The sequence below is a fragment of the Micromonospora sp. IBHARD004 genome (assembly GCF_052814115.1).
Genome location: NZ_CP199934.1, coordinates 4,129,897 through 4,144,834 on the forward strand (window position 1 = coordinate 4,129,897; position 14,938 = coordinate 4,144,834).

The 14,938-nt window shown below is 75.8% G+C and carries 16 protein-coding genes and 1 pseudogene; 6 read left to right on the forward strand and 11 right to left on the reverse strand.

The genetic code is table 11. The features are described 5' to 3' along the window. Positions 1-231: 231 nt before the first annotated feature. Together ACTWO6_RS20145 and ACTWO6_RS20150 are read right to left on the reverse strand one after the other, a co-directional pair. Entirely contained in the window at positions 232-858 is a 627-nt protein-coding gene (locus tag ACTWO6_RS20145; RefSeq protein ID WP_446215375.1) for a methyltransferase domain-containing protein, read from the reverse strand. 105 nt (positions 859-963) lie between these two features. Beyond that, positions 964-1,359 (reverse strand): hypothetical protein, encoded by a 396-nt coding sequence (locus ACTWO6_RS20150; protein WP_446215376.1) that lies wholly within the window; start codon positions 1,357-1,359, stop codon positions 964-966. Between ACTWO6_RS20150 and ACTWO6_RS20155 the strand changes: the two genes are divergently transcribed. The 3 genes from ACTWO6_RS20155 to ACTWO6_RS20165 are packed head-to-tail and all read left to right on the forward strand — an operon-like array spanning position 1,358 to position 2,753. After that, positions 1,358-1,708: a PadR family transcriptional regulator gene (locus ACTWO6_RS20155; RefSeq protein WP_446215377.1), complete on the forward strand. Its 351-nt coding sequence runs from the start codon at positions 1,358-1,360 to the stop codon at positions 1,706-1,708. The genes ACTWO6_RS20150 and ACTWO6_RS20155 overlap by 2 nt on opposite strands. Then, positions 1,705-1,935, forward strand: coding sequence for a hypothetical protein (locus tag ACTWO6_RS20160; RefSeq protein WP_446215378.1), 231 nt, complete (start codon positions 1,705-1,707; stop codon positions 1,933-1,935). Before ACTWO6_RS20155 ends, ACTWO6_RS20160 begins: the two co-directional genes overlap by 4 nt. Positions 1,936-1,946: 11 nt before the next feature. Continuing rightward, positions 1,947-2,753: an alpha/beta hydrolase gene (locus ACTWO6_RS20165; protein ID WP_446215379.1), complete on the forward strand. Its 807-nt coding sequence runs from the start codon at positions 1,947-1,949 to the stop codon at positions 2,751-2,753. Between the two features lie 10 nt (positions 2,754-2,763). Here the strand turns inward: ACTWO6_RS20165 and ACTWO6_RS20170 are convergent, their stop codons facing one another. Both ACTWO6_RS20170 and ACTWO6_RS20175 read right to left on the reverse strand, forming a co-directional pair. Then, positions 2,764-3,534 carry a hypothetical protein gene (locus ACTWO6_RS20170; protein WP_446215380.1) on the reverse strand — a complete coding sequence of 257 codons (771 nt, stop codon included), beginning with the start codon at positions 3,532-3,534 and terminating at the stop codon, positions 2,764-2,766. Between the two features lie 191 nt (positions 3,535-3,725). Beyond that, positions 3,726-4,232, reverse strand: coding sequence for a DinB family protein (locus ACTWO6_RS20175; RefSeq protein ID WP_446215381.1), 507 nt, complete (start codon positions 4,230-4,232; stop codon positions 3,726-3,728). A gap of 109 nt (positions 4,233-4,341) precedes the next feature. Between ACTWO6_RS20175 and ACTWO6_RS20180 the strand changes: the two genes are divergently transcribed. Next, positions 4,342-5,385: a M36 family metallopeptidase gene (locus ACTWO6_RS20180; RefSeq protein WP_446215382.1), complete on the forward strand. Its 1,044-nt coding sequence runs from the start codon at positions 4,342-4,344 to the stop codon at positions 5,383-5,385. A 41-nt stretch (positions 5,386-5,426) separates the two neighbouring features. On the opposite strand, the gene ACTWO6_RS20185 is transcribed toward ACTWO6_RS20180, so the two are convergent. The 5 genes from ACTWO6_RS20185 to ACTWO6_RS20205 all read right to left on the reverse strand — a co-directional run bounded on the left by ACTWO6_RS20185 (position 5,427) and on the right by ACTWO6_RS20205 (position 13,486). Continuing rightward, entirely contained in the window at positions 5,427-6,290 is an 864-nt protein-coding gene (locus ACTWO6_RS20185; RefSeq protein ID WP_446215383.1) for a M15 family metallopeptidase, read from the reverse strand. A gap of 80 nt (positions 6,291-6,370) precedes the next feature. Continuing rightward, positions 6,371-7,687 carry a D-alanyl-D-alanine carboxypeptidase family protein gene (locus ACTWO6_RS20190; RefSeq protein WP_446215384.1) on the reverse strand — a complete coding sequence of 439 codons (1,317 nt, stop codon included), beginning with the start codon at positions 7,685-7,687 and terminating at the stop codon, positions 6,371-6,373. A gap of 288 nt (positions 7,688-7,975) precedes the next feature. Next, positions 7,976-10,321 carry a lysylphosphatidylglycerol synthase domain-containing protein gene (locus ACTWO6_RS20195; RefSeq protein WP_446215385.1) on the reverse strand — a complete coding sequence of 782 codons (2,346 nt, stop codon included), beginning with the start codon at positions 10,319-10,321 and terminating at the stop codon, positions 7,976-7,978. Positions 10,322-10,537: 216 nt separating this feature from the next. Continuing rightward, a complete protein-coding gene (locus ACTWO6_RS20200; protein WP_446215386.1) occupies positions 10,538-11,812 on the reverse strand; it encodes a D-alanyl-D-alanine carboxypeptidase family protein in 1,275 nt (424 codons plus the stop codon). Positions 11,813-11,968: 156 nt separating this feature from the next. Next, positions 11,969-13,486 (reverse strand): FAD-dependent monooxygenase, encoded by a 1,518-nt coding sequence (locus ACTWO6_RS20205; protein WP_446215387.1) that lies wholly within the window; start codon positions 13,484-13,486, stop codon positions 11,969-11,971. 101 nt (positions 13,487-13,587) lie between these two features. Between ACTWO6_RS20205 and ACTWO6_RS20210 the strand changes: the two genes are divergently transcribed. Both ACTWO6_RS20210 and ACTWO6_RS20215 read left to right on the forward strand, forming a co-directional pair. After that, positions 13,588-13,791, forward strand: coding sequence for a helix-turn-helix domain-containing protein (locus tag ACTWO6_RS20210; RefSeq protein ID WP_109802195.1), 204 nt, complete (start codon positions 13,588-13,590; stop codon positions 13,789-13,791). A 7-nt stretch (positions 13,792-13,798) separates the two neighbouring features. Continuing rightward, entirely contained in the window at positions 13,799-14,269 is a 471-nt protein-coding gene (locus ACTWO6_RS20215; protein ID WP_446215388.1) for a Clp protease N-terminal domain-containing protein, read from the forward strand. An 86-nt stretch (positions 14,270-14,355) separates the two neighbouring features. Here the strand turns inward: ACTWO6_RS20215 and ACTWO6_RS20220 are convergent. After that, a pseudogene (locus tag ACTWO6_RS20220) lies at positions 14,356-14,538 on the reverse strand (MerR family DNA-binding transcriptional regulator); the annotation flags it as partial. Continuing rightward, positions 14,478-14,921 carry a protein-tyrosine phosphatase family protein gene (locus ACTWO6_RS20225; RefSeq protein WP_446215389.1) on the reverse strand — a complete coding sequence of 148 codons (444 nt, stop codon included), beginning with the start codon at positions 14,919-14,921 and terminating at the stop codon, positions 14,478-14,480. The pseudogene ACTWO6_RS20220 and the gene ACTWO6_RS20225, both read right to left, overlap by 61 nt. Positions 14,922-14,938 lie beyond the last annotated feature (17 nt).

Sequence of the window (14,938 nt, forward strand, 5' to 3'; positions counted from 1 at the left end):
GCCGGCAACCGATTAACTCTTGCGGGGTGGGCCGGGGCGGCCGTTCAGTCCGGCCGTGTCGGTCGGGCGCAGGCTGATCACCTGGTACGTCCGGCCGGCGTGGCGCCACTCGCGCCGGTGCAGCCGCAGCCGGGTGGTGAGGGCGGCGGTGGAGGCCCGGTTTCAAAGATGGGTTCGGTGTGAGGAATGGCTTTGATCTGCCGACGAACACAGCCCATGGACGGTGCTCCGTTACTCGAGGTCCGGGCGGTGCAGCGTCAGCGATTGGAACCGGTGGCCGCGGCCGACGTCTACGGGGTGGAAGTCCACGACGTCGAACGACGCGGCGGCGAAGCCGAGCAGCTGCTCATCGTTGCGAAACGAGAAGAAGCGCGGCGGCTCGTGCTCGTCGTCGCTGATGGGACCTTCGGCGCTCTCGTTGCCTCCGTACACGCCGACGAAGAACAGCCCGCCGGGGCGCAGGATCGCCCGGATCGCCGCGAGGACCGCGGGCAGGTCGTGGTTGGGCACGTGCAGCAGGCAGTTCATCGCGAACACCGCGTCGAACGAGCCGACCGGGAAATCCAGGTGCAAAAAGTCCAGAACATGGGCCTCGATGCCCTTGGCCCGACAGCGCTCGACCATCACCGGCGAGAGGTCGGATGCGACGACGGCAAAGCCCTCCTGCTGGAAGTAGGCGCTGTCCTGTCCGGTGCCGGCGCCGATCTCCAGCAGCCGCGCGCCCGGCGCCAGCCGGTCACGGAACGCCTGCCGTTCCGCGAGCTTCCACGGCTCCTTGGTGAGCGCGTCACGCAAGGCCGCCGCCGCGTCGTACGCCTCACGCAGCGGGCCGAGCACCTCGTCGTATCGGACCGTCATGTCAAGCCCTCTGAAACACGGCCTGGCGCAGGAGCCCGTCGACTGTCGTCGCCATTTCGTCAGCCCGTGCGTCTCGACGTGGGCCGCGCCGGCCTGCCGCGTCCGCTACTGGACCTGCGCGACCGTCGGGCGGACCGTGACCCGCTCCATGAAGGGGAAGCGCGTGGTGAGGTCGTCGAGGGTCGCGCCGGCCCGCCAGGCGGCGGCCACCTGGGCGACCTGCACCAGGTCGGTGGTGTCACCCCGGGCCTGGACCTCCCCCGCCACCCTGATGTCGATCATGAAGTAGCGGGCCTGGGAGCCCAGCCCGACGCAGACGGTGCCCCGCTCGGAGGTCAGCTCGGCACAGGTGAAGCGGCTGCGGCCCTGTTCGGGAGCGGAGACGCGGCCGACGTCGAGCTGGTGCTGGGCGGCCGTCTCGGTGAGCCCGGACGCGAGCCCGCCCCGTTCGACCAGGTCGGGATAGAGGCGCACACCCAGCGCCGTCGACACGTCGCTCATGACTGACTCCCACTTCCTCGTGACAGAGACCAGCGGCGCGCAGGTTACGCGGAGGTTTCCGGCGCGCCTGGTCATCCTGTCCCTCCTGGCCGGCGAGGGCAAGGCCCTCCGGGACCGCTCCGGGGGAACCTTCGACCTGCCGGAGGGCACCGTCTACCCCGCGCTGCACCGGCTGGAACGCGCCGGCCTGGTGGCCAGCGCGTGGAACGACGACACCGGCCGCCGTCGCCGGTGCTACGAGCTGACCGACCAGGGCAGCGCGGCGCTGGCGGCGAACCAGTCCGAATGGCAGGCCCTCGTCCGCGACGTCGCCGCGATCCTCGCACCGGCCCAGGGAGCACCGGCATGAGCGACTCTCCGATCGACGGGTACCTCGACCGGCTCTTCGACCGGCTGGCCGGCACCGGCGCCGCCGGGCGGCGGACCATGGTGGAGGCCGAGGACCACCTGCCCAGCGCGGTGGCGCAGGCCGTCGCCGAGGGAGCCGACCCGGCCGGGGCCGAGCGGCTCGCCGTGGCTCGCTCACCCTGGGCGCGACAGCGCACGCGGCAAGGGCGTGGCCGCCCTGTCGCGTAGCATCGGGCGCCATGGCGCTGGTCCACTGCGACTTCTTCTCCGAGGCGCTCGACGTGAACACGTCGATGCTGGTCATCCTGCCGGAACGCGCCTCATCGCAGATCGGCATGGCGGGCAGCGCCACCGTCGGCGACCCGCCCGTGCTCTACCTGCTGCACGGCCTGACCGACGACCACACCATCTGGCTGCGCCGCACCGCGATCGAGCGGTACGTCGCGCCGCTCGGGCTGGCCGTGGTGATGCCGAACGCGGGCCGCAGCTTCTACACCGACGAGGAGCACGGCAACCGCTACTGGACCTTCCTCAGCACGGAGCTGCCCGAGGTGTGCCGGTCGTTCTTCCGGCTCTCCGAGCGGCGGGAGGACACCTTCGTCGCCGGGCTGTCGATGGGCGGCTACGGGGCGATGAAGTGGGCGCTGCGCGACCCGGGCCGGTTCGCGGCGGCGGCCAGCCTCTCCGGCGCGCTCAACGTGGCCGAGCGGCGGGAGCACCCGACCAGCCCGATGAACCCGGCGGTCTGGCACACCGTCTGGGGCGACCGGCAGGTGCCCGGCACCGACGACGACACGGTGGCGCTGCTGGAGCGCGCGGACGGCGACCTGCCCGCGCTCTACGTCGCCTGCGGCACCGAGGACTTCCTGTACGAGGACAACACCCACTTCGTCGAGACGGCCCGACGGCGCGGGGTGCCGCTCACCGTGGACTTCTCCCCCGGCACCCACGACTGGGCGTACTGGGACGCGAAGATCCAGGACGTGCTGGCCTGGCTTCCGCTGCGCCGCGGCGACGGCGATCGGACCGACGCCGGCAGCGGCTGAGCTGGGGGGCTCAGATGTCCGGCCCGGTCAACTCACGGTACGCCCCGAGCACGGCGTCGGTCCGCTCCGCCAGCTCGGGCACCGGGTCGCGGGCGGTGACCGGGGTGCCCGCGTCCAGCGTCGCGTCGACGGTGGCGATCGTGCCGAGCGCCCGGCGGCTGCGCCGGGCGGCGCGCCGCTCCGCAGCCCGACGGTAGGCGAACTCGGACCACCGGTCGGCCAGGGCGATCAGCCGCTCGGTCCGCAGGGCGATCTCCGCGTCCTGCTCGGCGAGGGTGTCGCCGAGCAGCCGGGCACGCCGGTCCAGTTCGTCGCGGACCGGATCGTCGGCGGTCAAGCCGTACCCGGCGGTGCGCACCGACCCGCGTACCGCCTCGACCCGTTGTCGCCGGGCCACGAGGTCGGCGAGGTCGAGCCGGTCACGCTCCAGCGCGAGCCGGGTCGGGCGCAGCTCGATCATCGGGTGCAGCTCCGGCAGCGACCGGAGCAGGCGCGCGTACGCCTTCCCGATGGGGGTCCAGGTCCGCCAGCCGTACGGCCCGGTCAGCACGACATGCCGGCGGGTGCCCAACGCGACCAGCACCGGCGTCGCGGCCAGCGCGGTCGCACCGAACAGGACCAACGCCGGGGACGGGTGACCGCTGAAGAGGAAACCGCCCGCGATGGACCCGCTGGCCGTGCAGCCGAGGTACGTCCTCGACGGCACCGGTGGACGGGCCAGCGGGCGCAGGAACGGCACGCGCGACGCCCCGTACACGACGTGCTTCCGCTCCCGCCCCACCCGCACCCCTTCCGCTCTCCCCCATTGTGAGCAGGACCGGGCGGGCACCGCGGCGCGGGTCCTCAGCCGCGCCCGGGCCGGCCCGGCACGGGCAGGGCCGGAGGGCCTGCCGGCGGGGACCGAGGTACCGGGGCCCTCCCGCCGGGCGGGAGCAGGCCCCGACGGTCCACGATCGACCTCGGCCGGGCGGACTAGACGCCGACCGTGCCGTCGATCGCCTCGCGGAGGAAGTCGGCGTGGCCGTTGTGCCGGGCATACTCGTGCATCATGTGCAGCATCACCAGCCGCAGCGACACGTCCTCGCCCCAGCGCACCTGGTGGCCGGTGACGTCCAGCGACTCCGCCTCCCGCTCGATGCGACGGGCGTGCTCGACCTCCCGCTGCCACGCCTCGAACGCCTCCGAACGGCTGGCCCCGGTCGCGTCGTACGCCTCCTGGTAGTCGCCGGTCGCCGACCAGACCAGCGGGACGTCCTCGCCGTTGATCACGCGGCGGAACCAGGCGCGCTCCACCTCGGCCATGTGCCGGACCAAGCCGAGCAGCGACAGCGTGGACGGTGGGCTCGACTCGCGGCGCAGCTCCTCGTCGGTGAGCCCCGCGCACTTCATGGCGAGGGTGGCCCGGTGGAAGTCGAGGAAGGCGCGCAGCGTCTCGCGCTCCCCGGCCAGCAGGGGCGGGCCGATCCGTTCGGTCTCCACGAGGGGTCCTTCCTGGGACGACGGGAGGGCCGCTGGCCTGCCCGTCGAGGGTTGGCAGGGTTCGTCGCGAAGCCTAGTCTCAGCGGATCGATCCACCCTCGAAGGGATCATGACGATGCACCCCCACATCAGACGTTCCGCGCTGGTCGCCTCGGCGGTCACCGCGGCGCTGGTCGCCGGCGGCACGACCGTCCAGGCTGCCGGCGACCCGTACGGGTACAGCGCCACCGCGACCGTCTTCGCCCCGAACCCGGTGCAGCAGCTCGGCGACCAGACGCTGACCGACGCCAAGGACGCCGACTACCCGGCGCTGGCCGGGGCGTACCGGTCGGTGCTGCTGACCAACCTGGACGGCTCCGGCACCCTCACCGGGAAGTACGTCACGGTCAAGAGCAAGACCGGCACCCCGGCCCGGGCGGTCGACGGCGGGTACCCGGCGTGGCACCGGGACGCCGACCAGTTCGAGCAGGTCATGGGCTACCACTGGGTGAACACCGCGCAGGCGTACCTGCAGTCGCTCGGCTTCGGCAGCACGCTGCGGCCGGTCAACCAGCGGCAGATCGAGCTGCGCATCGACCAGTTCGGCGGCGACAACTCGTTCTTCCGTGAGGACAAGGCGAACATCACCCTGGGCAAGGGCGGCGTGGACGACGCAGAGGACGCCGAGGTGATCGTCCACGAGTACGGCCACTCGGTGCAGGACGGGCAGGTGCCCGGCTTCGGCACCAACCTGGAGTCCGGCTCCATCGGCGAGGCGTTCGGCGACTACCTGGCGGTCGTGGTGACAAGCTGGGCGACCGGCACGCCGACGAAGACCCCGGAGGCCTGCGTGGCCGACTGGGACTCGGTCTCCTACACCCGCACCGTCCCGCACTGCCTGCGCCGGCTCGACGGCACGAAGGTCTACCCGGCGGACATGGTGGGCGAGGTGCACCGCGACGGCGAGATCTGGTCCCGCGCGCTGTGGGACATCCGGTCCGCCCTCGGCGACCGCAAGGCCACCACACTGATCGTGGACGCGCAGTTCGCCTTCGCCCCGGACACCTCGTTCCGGGACGCGGCGCTGGCCACGGTCGCCGCCGCCCGGCGGCTCTACGGGTCGACCGCCGCGTCGGCGACCCGGGCGGCGTTCGTCGCCCGCGGCATCCTCTGACCGGCAGCGCCGTCCCGGCCGGACACCGGCCGGGACGGCGCTCACGGCAGTGACGACCGGGCCACCGGGAAGTCGAAGTACGTCCGCGGGTACGGCTCGGCGGTGAACCGGTAGTGCCACCACTCCCGCGGATAGTTCTCGAACCCCTGGGCGGTCATCAGCCGCCGCAGCAGCTCCCGGTTCGCCCGGGCGGACCCGGTGACCCGGGGGTCGGCGGTGTGGGCGAGCGGGTCGAAGCAGTCGAACCCGGTGCCCATGTCGACCGAGTTGTCGGGGAAGCGCCGTCCGGGCGGCGCGGTGCAGGACACCAGCGGCTGCCCCGGCACGTATCCGGGCTGGGTGGGCGGCGGGGCGGGGACCAGGGTGAGGTCCAGCGTGCTGCCCCGGCTGTGCGAGGTCGGCGCGCCGACGTACCCGTCGGCGAAGAGCTTCGACTTGGCCACGTCGGGATAGAACTCGGCCTTCATCTGCTGCTCCCCCGGCAGCTTCGCCCAGGCCACGAATTCGTCGACGGCGCGCTGGGGGCGGTAGCAGTCGTACACCTTCAGGCTGCGCCCCTGGCCGAGTGCGGCGGCCTGCACCCGGCGCAGCGCCTCCGCCGCCGGACGGGTGAGCAGGCAGAGCGGCTCCGGGTAGCCGGCGATCGGACGACCGACGAAGTTGTGCGCGGTGGCGTACCGGATGTCGGAGTGGATGCTCGGGTCGACGTCGGAGAGCACGACGAAGTCCGCCGGGGCCCGCGGCCCGGTGGCGGACGGTGGTGGGCTCGGCGAGGGCGAGGGCGAGGGCGGGGACGGGGGCGGGTGCGTCGCGGGTCGCTGGCAGCCCGCGACGACGGCGGTCGCGGCGACGAGCACGACCGCCAGGCGCCGGGCGCCGCCGGACGGTCGTCTCCCGCTGCTCACGCTGCCCTGTCTACCGGACCCACCACGGCGGTGACGGGCAAACCCGGAGACCCGGCCCGGTACGGCCGGGGCGGGCGGCGCTACCACTCCTGCCCGGTGGTCCCCGAGCTGGCCCGCACGGCGTGCCGGCGACGCCGGGTGATCAGCACCGCTCCCCCCGCCACCAGCACCGCGCCGACGCCGAGGAGCGGCCCGGTCCGGGGCCAGGGCGCGGGGCCGCCGGCCGGAGCGCCGTGCAGCCCGGCGCCGCCGGCGAGGGCCGACGGGGGCGCCGTGCCGGTGGGCGCGGCGCTGGCGGCGGTCAGCTCGCCCGGGCGGACCAGCCGGCCGACGGCGGCGTCCCGCGGCAGTCCGAAGCCCCAGTCGAGCAGGGCCGCGCCCTGCTGCCAGCCCCGCTGGGTGGGGATCTCCGCGCCGAGCAGGGTCACCACGAGCCGCCGGCCGTTGCGTTCGGCCGCGCCCACGTAGGTGTGCCGGGCGAGGTCGGTGAAGCCGGTCTTGCCGCCCAGCGCGCCCGGATACCGGTCGAGGAGCTGGTTGTCGTTCTGGATCTGGAAGGGCTTCTCGCGCAGGGCCGGCTGCCCGGGGATCTCGGCGGTGCGGGTCGCCGTGTACCGGCGGAAGGCCGGGTCGGCGAAGCATGCGCGGGCGATCAGCGCCAGGTCGTACGCGCTGGTGAACTGGCCCGGGCCGTCCAGTCCCGACGGGGTGACCGCGTGGGTCTGGAGGGCGCCGAGCTGCCGCGCCTCCTCGTTCATCGCGCGGATCCCGCCGGCCTGGCCGTCCGCGCCGCCGCCGAGCCGGGCCAGCGCGTTGGCCGCCTCGTTGCCGGACTTGAGCAGCAGGCCCAGCCAGATCGTCTCGATTCGGTACCGGCCGCCCTCGGCCAGGCCGACCGCGGAGCTGCCCGGCTCGATGGCCAGGTCCTCCGCCGTCACGGTGACCTCCCGGCGGGGATCCAGCCGGGGCAGCATCGTGGCGGCCAGCAGCAGCTTCTGCACGCTGGCCGGCACCCCGTACTCGTGCGGACCGCAGCCCCCCAGCACCGCGCCGCTGTCCAGGTCGGCGACCACCCACGAGGTGGCGGTCACCGCCGGCGGCGCGGGCACGGACGGCGGCACCGCCAGGCCGGCGGTGGCGAGCGTGGCCCCGCCGACGGCCCGGGCGGCGGGGTCCGCCGGCGGCGGTGGCTGCGGTGGCCGGGTCGCCGGGGCGGGCACGTTCGGGCATGGCGGCGCCGTGCCGGCCGAGGCCCGGTTGCGGAGGCCCGCGGGGGCGGCGACGGCGGCCGTGGACGCGCGGGCAGCGGCCGTGGGAGCGCCGGCGGCGGCCGTCGGGGTGCCGGCGGCGGGCAGCACGGCGGGGAGAACCGCGAGCGGCAGAGCCCAAGCTCTCATGTTCAGCGACGCTAGCCACGGCTGCCCGATCGGGGGGCCGGTCGCCGGTTCCGGCCCCCGACGAGCGTCGGAACGCTACGCTGCGCCGCCGGCCGGGACGGTGCGAAGCCTGTTGTCGGCGCGGGCCGACGCGTCGCCGGAGGCCCCGGGCGTCCCGGGTCGGCGGCTGATCGGCGTCTCCCCTGACGGCAGGGTGTCAGTGGGCCCGGCCTAGCGTGCGGCCATGGAGAACACCTTCGACTGGTTCGTCGGCACCTGGACGTCCACCCAGCGCCGGCTGCGTGGTGCTCAGACCACGTGTCGGCGGACCAGCACCCGCAGCGTCACGTAGCCGGGCAGCACCGGCAGCCAGAAGGTGGCCAGCCGGTAGACCAGCACCCCGGCGACCGCCGTGTCCACCCCGACCCCGAACAGCAGCAGGCCGGAGACGAGCGCCGCCTCGGTGGCGCCCAGCCCGCCGGGGGTCGGGGCGGCGGACGCCACCCCCTCCCCGACGACGCAGACCAGCAGCACCGGCGCGAGGAGCGCGGGCTCGACCGGCAGGCCGACGGCGAGGAGCGATAGGTAGAGCGCGGCGCCGTAGGCCAGGGTGAGCCCCAGGCTCGCCGCCAGCAGCCGGGTGATCCGCCCACTGCGGGCCAGCGAGCGTACGGCCTGCGCCGCTTGGCAACGGGCCGCGCCGACCCGCGCACGCAGCCGGGGCACGGCCAGCGCCGCGGCGGCGAGCAGCAGCACCGCCAGCACGGTCAGCAGCACGGCCAGGCCGCGCCCGGTGGCGGCGCTCACCAGGTGCCGGCGCGCGCCGCGGGCGAACGGCAGCAGGACGGGCAGCAGCAGGCCGACGGAGACGATGCCCGAGATCCGGTCCACGGCGACGGCGGTGGCCGCCGCCGGGACCGGCAGGTCCTGCTGGCGCAGGTAGCGGACGCTCAGCGCGGCGCCACCGACGGCGCCCGGGGCGAGCCGGTTGACGAACGACGCGGCCACCTGCACCGCGACCGTCCGGCCGAGCGGCACCCGGCCGGCGGCGGCCAGCCGCAGCACCACCGCGCTCAGCAGGTAGGTGGCGGCCGAGGCCAGCAGGGCGCCGGTCACGGCCAGCGGGTCGGCGTGCAGCACGGCGTGCGACGCGGCCCGCACCTGGCCGAGCTGGGGCAGCAGGAAGTGCACCAGCAGGCCGAGCATGACCAGCAGGAACACGTCCCGACGGGTGATCCGGACGACCCGGGCCAGCCGGTCCTGCCGGTCGGGGAACCGGCGGGTGATCTCGTCGCGGAGGTCCACCAGCAGGCCGGGGTGGGCGTCAGCCAGGGCCCGGCCGGCCCGGGACAGCAGCGCCGGTTGCAGCCAGCGCAGCGTGTCGGCGACCGGACCGGCGCCGAGCTGCCGGATCGCGGCGTCGACGGTCGGCCGCACGCCGGCCAGCGCGGCCAGCGTGACCAGGAGTTCCACCAGGTCGCGGGCCTGCTGCTCGGCCGAGGCGCCGTCGGTGCCGAAGCCGAGGTCGACCAGCCAGGCCGAGGTGTCGGCGACCAGCACGTTGGCCGCCCGCAGGTCCCGGTGAGCCAGGCCGGCCTGGTGCAGCCGGGCCACCTGCCGGCAGACCTCGTCGAGGACGTCCGGCCCGAGTTCGGCCGCCTCCAGCGCGTCGAGCGGCCGCCCGGGCACGAACTCCAGGACCAGCAGGGCGTCGCCCACCGCGTCGGTGGCGGTGGTGACCAGTCGCGGGGTACGCACCCCGGCCCGCTCGGCGAGCAGCAGCAGGTACGCCTCGTGCTCGTTCTTCTGCTTCGCCGTCACGTACGGCGGCTCGTCGGCGATGTCCCGGTAGCGCAGCCGGCGGTAGAGCTTGTAGAGCCAGTCCGCGTCCCGCTGGCGGCCACCGGTGACCTTCACGAAGAGGCGTCGCCCGTCGGTGGTGGTGACCTGCCACGGGCGGGAGCCTCGGGCGTCCCCGCGGACCGGCGTCAGCTCGGCCACCTCGACACCTCGGCCGAGGAGGACCTGCCGGAGCCGCCCGGCCGAGTCGCCGGGGCCCACGTCCCCGACGATCAGCCGGGTGAGGCTGGCGGCGAACCAGCCGACCAGGAACCCGCCCAGCACGTCGACCGGCAGGTGGGCGCCGACGTAGATCCGGGCGGTCCCGACCGCGACCACGGCGAGCCAGACCAGGCTACGTAGCCGGGCGGGCAGGGCGGGGGCGAGCACCACGGCGAGCGCGGTCACCACCGACACGTGCCCGGAGGGATACCCGAACCGCCCGGTGATCGTGTCGTGGAACCGGATGTCGGCCAGGAACGCGGCCGGTCGCTCCCGGGCGACCAGGGCCTTGCAGAGGACGGCCGACCAGTAGGCGAGATTGCCGGCGATCAGCAGGTCCCGGGCCAGGCCGATCCGCCGGGCCAGGACCGCCCCGGCCGCCGCCACCAGCACCGCCGGGTACGCGCCGAGCTGCATGACCAGCACCAGGGCCGGCCCGACCGGCCCCGGGATCTGGTTGACCAGCGCGAAGAGGTCCCGTTCCCAGCGGCCGGGCGGCCGGTTCCGGGCCCAGAGGCTGACCACGGCGAGCAGCCCGGCCGAGACCGTCAGGCTGAACACCAGCGCCGGCGACGGCCGGCGGGCCCGGAGCATCCCCGGCCCTAGCGGACGGCCGGCCGGCGCGCGCCACCGGTACGCGGGGCCGGTCCCGGCTGCGACGTGGTCCGGCCGGCTGCCGCGCTGTCCCGCATGGGTCGACCATAGGGCGACCCCGGGGCGCGACGGACCGCAACCGGGGCGATTCGTCCCCTTCCCCGCGCCGGCCGGCCCGCCCGGAGCCGGGGCTGCGGCGGCGGCCGGGTCCGGGGGCTAGGCGCGGCGGCGGCCGGTCGGGCGGGGACGGCGGCGGGCCACCAGCACCGCCACCAGCACGCCGACGATGGTGGCGGCGCCGCCGGCGACCGGACCGATGACCCGCCAGTCCCCCTCGGCCATCCGGCGGCCGGCGGTCGCCGCGGGGCCGTGCCACGGGGCGGGCGCGGTCGGCGGGGCCGGGGAGCCGCTCGGGGCGGCCTCCGCCGCGTCCAGCTCGCCCGGCTCGACGAGCCGACCGACCTGGGCGTCCCGGGGCAGCGCGAAGCCCCAGTCCAGCAGCTGGGCGCCCTGCTGCCAGCCGCGGACCGGCCGGGCCTCGGCGCCGAGCAGGGTGACCACCAGTCGCCGGCCGTTGCGCTGGGCGGCGCCGACGTAGCTGTGCCGGGCCAGCTCCGTGAAGCCCGTCTTGCCGCCGAGCGCCCCCGGGTACCGGTAGATGAGCTGGTTCTCGTTCTGGATCTGGAACCCGCCCTTCTTGAGCGCGGGCTGGGCCGGGATCTGGGTCCGCTCGGTGAGCGCGTACCGGCGGAACAGCGGGTTGGCGAAGCAGGACCGGGCGATCAGGGCGAGGTCGTACGCGCTGGTGAACTGCCCCTTGCCGTCGAGGCCGGAGGGGGTGACCGCGTGGGTCTGCCGGGCACCGAGCCGGCGGGCCTCCTCGTTCATCGCGTGGACCCCGCCGGTGACGCCCCCGGCGCCACCGCCGAGCCGGGCCAGCACGTTCGCCGCCTCGTTGCCGGAGTTGAGCAGCAGCCCCAGCCAGACCGTCTCGACGGTGTACCGGCCGCCGACGAGCAGGCCGACGGCGGAGCTGCCCGGGGCGATGTTCAGGTCGCCCCGGGTGACGGTGACCACCTGCTTCGGGTCGAGCTTCGGCATCATGGTGGCCGCCAGCAGCAGCTTCTGGGTGCTGGCCGGGGTGCCGTACTCGTGCGGGCCGCAGGCGCCGAGCACCGCGCCGCTGTCCAGGTCGGCGACGAGCCAGGACGTCGCGGTGACCGCCGGCGGGGCCGGCGCGCCGGCCGGCGCGGCCAGGCCCGGCGTGTCGAGCTGCTCGCCACCGACCACCCGGTCCTGCGGCACGGCCGGCGGGGGCACCGGCCGGGGCGGCCGGGACACCTTCGGAGCCGGCGCCTTCGGGCAGGGCAGCGGCGCGCGGGCGGCCCGCGCGGCCGGCGCGGCCTGGGCGGGCGCGGCGTGCGCCGGCACGGCCGGCACGACGGTCACGAGTACGGCGGCGGTGGCGGCGGCCAGGACCCGAGCTCTCATGACCACGCAGACTAACCCGCAAGATCGCTTGGCCGCGGCCGACCCGGCCGGACTTCTTCCCCCGGCGTGATCACGCCCCGGGGATCGGCGCGCGTCCCGCGGCTGGTGGCCGGGGACGCGCCGACCCGTCTCAGCTGGTCGCGCAGCCGACCCCGGTCAGGGTGAAGCCGGCGACCCGAACCACCGGCCCAGCGCGTCGGCCAGCCCGTCGGCGCCGGCCCAGGCCACGTGCCCGTCCGGCCGGACCAGCAGCGCGGCGGCGTCGAGCGCGCCGCGCGCGGGGACGACGTCGACCCGGTCGGCCCACCCGGTCGCCGCCGCCGCGGCGCCGTCGGCCAGCTCCACCAGCACCGGCCGGCCCGCCCGGATCCGGTCCAGGACGGCGGCCCGCCCGTCCGTGAGGGCGGGCAGCAGGTCGGGCAGCCAGGCGCCGGTCGCCGGGTGCGGATCCGGTTGGCCCATGTCGTACGGCTGGTCGGCGCCGGCCAGCAGGGCGGCGACGTCCCGCCGGGTGTGCTCCCGCCGCAGCAGCTCGGCGAGCAGGTCGCGGGCGGCGGTCATATCGTCGCCGGGGGCGAGGAGCGCTAGCTGCGCGCGGGACTGGAGCGCGACCCGTCGGCCGACCGGCGCCCGTTCGGTCTGGTAGGTGTCGAGCAGGCCGGGCGGCGCCCAGCCCCGCACCTCGGCGGCGAGCTTCCAGCCGAGGTTCAGCGCGTCCTGCAGCCCGAGGTTGAGTCCGGGGCCGCCGACCGCCGGGTGCACGTGCGCGGCGTCGCCCAGCAGCAGGACCCGCCCGGCCCGGTAGCTGGCGGCCTGCCGGAGGTTGACGCAGGCCAGCCGGCGCAGCAGCGGCGCCGGCCCGGCCGGGCTGCCCAGCGGAAGCATCCCGTCGAGCACCCGGTCGACCGCGGCGCGCAGGTCGGCGAAGGTGACCGGTGCGCCGTCCGGCCGCGGGCCGGTCCACTCCATGGCGGCGACCAGGTGCGCCGCGCCGGTGTCGCCGAGCCGGGCGTAGGTGAACACCCCGCCGGGGAGCCTGTTGTGGACGAAGGGCCGGAGCCGCCGGCCGTCCTGCAGCGTCAGGACGCCGTCCGGGCCGAGCCGGTCGGCGGGGATGACGGCGTGCCCCAGGTGGGAGATGAACCGGTCGTCGGTGCCGCCCGGGAAGTCGATGCCGGCGTGCTTGCGGACCAGGCTGTGGCCGCCGTCCGCGCCGACCAGCCAGCGGGTCCGCAGCCGCTGTTCGCCGCCGGGTGCGCGGACGGTGACTACGACCCCGTCGTCGTCCTGCGCGAACCCGGTCACCTCGTGCTCGTGCCGGATCTCCGCGCCGAGGGCGCGGGCGCGTTCGGCCAGCACCTGCTGGATGCGGGCCTGGGGCACGGGCAACGCGAAGAGCGGGTTGCCGGCGAGCCCGGACAGGTCCAGCGGCAGGCCGCCGAACTGGAACCAGGGGGTGGGTGCCGGCGGTCCGGGCCGCCCGGCCAGGGGCTCGTAGAGGCCGCGCAGGTCCATCGCCTGGACCACCCGACCCAGCAGGCCGTTCGCGCGCGGTTCGCCGCCGAGTCCGGGGCTGCGCTCCAGCAGCAGCACGGGCACGCCGGCCAGTCGCAGTTCGCAGGCGAGCAGCAGCCCGTTCGGGCCCGCGCCGACGATCACCACGTCGAGAGTCATTCCGGTCCTCCTCCGGACGAGGTTGTCAGTCTGGCCTGACAACGACGATCGACGTCAGTCTGGATTGACAAACGACCGCTTGTCAATCCAGACTGACAGCCATGGAAGAGACCGAGCTCGCCGCGCGGCTGCGCTCGCACGATCCGGCCGTCGGGCTGCGCGCGGTCGGCGCGCTGCACCGGCTGGCCGAACAGGTCGAGGCGGCGGCCGTGGCGCGCGCCCGCCAGGACGGCTGGTCCTGGGAGCAGATCGGGGACGCGCTCGGCGTGTCCCGCCAGTCGGTGCACAGCAAGCACGGGAAGTGAGGCCCAGATGTTCGAACAATTCGCCGCCGACGCCCGGACGTCCGTGACCGCCGCCCTCGACGAGGCCCGGCACCGGGGCGACCGCCGGCTCGGCACCGAACACCTGCTGCTCGGCGTGCTGCACGCCAGCGAGCTCGACCCCCTGGGCGCGCTCGGCCTGGATCTGGCCCGCGCCCGGGCCGCGCTGGACTCGCTGGACCTCGCCGCCCTCGCCGCGGTCGGCATCGACGTACGGGGCGTCGAGCGGGCCCCCGTGCCGCTGTCAGCCAAGCGGACGCCGTTCACCTCCGCGGCGCGGACCGCCCTGCGGCGGGCCGTCGGCGTGACCCGCGAGCAGGGCGGCCGGCGGATCAGGCCGGCGCACCTGCTGCTGGCCCTCCTGGAGTGCGCCCCGCCCGACCCGGCGGCCGAGGTCTTCCGCGAGCTGGGCGTGGACCGGTCCGCGGTCCGCGCGCGGCTGGGCCCGACGGCGGCCTGACGCCGCGCCGCGCCGACGATCTCGTACGGGTAGCCGCCCCGGCGCAGCAGCGCGACGACCTGCGCGGCGCGCACCTCCGCGGGGTCGTACAGCCGATAGCCGGTCCCTCGCTGCCGGGCCGGGCGGAGCAGGCCGCGCTCCTCCCACAGCCGCACCCGGGAGGTGCGGACGCCGACCAGCGCGGCCACCTCGCCGACCCGCCGGCCGGTCAACGGGCGGCGGGGCCGTCCCGGGCGGGGTCGATCCGCCGGAGCCAGCGCCGCTGCCACGGCGTCTCGACCGCGCGGGGATGGTGGCGCGCGCGTACCCAGGCCACCGCCCCGGCCGCGGGCAGCCCGTCGAGGACGGCGAGCGCGGCGAGCGCCGTGCCGGTCCGGCCGACACCGCCCCGGCAGGCGATCTCCACCCGTTCCCCCGCGTACGCCCGCCGACGCGCCTCGCCCAGCGCGTCGAGCGCGTCGGCGCGGTCCAGCGGCAGCCAGAAGTCGGGCCAGCGGATCCGCCGGTACGGCCAGGCGGGGTGCGGGCCGGGGGCGAGCAGCAGGGCGAAGTCGGCCGGCGAGGCGGTGTCGGCGATCCGCCGCCCGCGCACCACGGCCCCGCCGGGCAGCGTCACCAGCCCGGCCGGGTCCACCCAGGACTCCCCTGCCATCGCCCCCATTGTGCCGC

Bases quoted from the DNA above. Each gene is read 5' to 3' on its own strand.
- ACTWO6_RS20145 (WP_446215375.1), bottom strand. From the start codon at position 858: ATGACGGTCCGATACGACGAGGTGCTCGGCCCGCTGCGTGAGGCGTAC.
- ACTWO6_RS20155 (WP_446215377.1), top strand. From the start codon at position 1,358: ATGACTGACTCCCACTTCCTCGTGACAGAGACCAGCGGCGCGCAGGTT.
- ACTWO6_RS20150 (WP_446215376.1), bottom strand. From the start codon at position 1,359: ATGAGCGACGTGTCGACGGCGCTGGGTGTGCGCCTCTATCCCGACCTG.
- ACTWO6_RS20160 (WP_446215378.1), top strand. From the start codon at position 1,705: ATGAGCGACTCTCCGATCGACGGGTACCTCGACCGGCTCTTCGACCGG.
- ACTWO6_RS20165 (WP_446215379.1), top strand. From the start codon at position 1,947: ATGGCGCTGGTCCACTGCGACTTCTTCTCCGAGGCGCTCGACGTGAAC.
- ACTWO6_RS20180 (WP_446215382.1), top strand. From the start codon at position 4,342: ATGACGATGCACCCCCACATCAGACGTTCCGCGCTGGTCGCCTCGGCG.
- ACTWO6_RS20190 (WP_446215384.1), bottom strand. From the start codon at position 7,687: ATGAGAGCTTGGGCTCTGCCGCTCGCGGTTCTCCCCGCCGTGCTGCCC.
- ACTWO6_RS20195 (WP_446215385.1), bottom strand. From the start codon at position 10,321: ATGCTCCGGGCCCGCCGGCCGTCGCCGGCGCTGGTGTTCAGCCTGACG.
- ACTWO6_RS20200 (WP_446215386.1), bottom strand. From the start codon at position 11,812: ATGAGAGCTCGGGTCCTGGCCGCCGCCACCGCCGCCGTACTCGTGACC.
- ACTWO6_RS20205 (WP_446215387.1), bottom strand. From the start codon at position 13,486: ATGACTCTCGACGTGGTGATCGTCGGCGCGGGCCCGAACGGGCTGCTG.
- ACTWO6_RS20210 (WP_109802195.1), top strand. From the start codon at position 13,588: ATGGAAGAGACCGAGCTCGCCGCGCGGCTGCGCTCGCACGATCCGGCC.
- ACTWO6_RS20215 (WP_446215388.1), top strand. From the start codon at position 13,799: ATGTTCGAACAATTCGCCGCCGACGCCCGGACGTCCGTGACCGCCGCC.
- ACTWO6_RS20225 (WP_446215389.1), bottom strand. From the start codon at position 14,921: ATGGCAGGGGAGTCCTGGGTGGACCCGGCCGGGCTGGTGACGCTGCCC.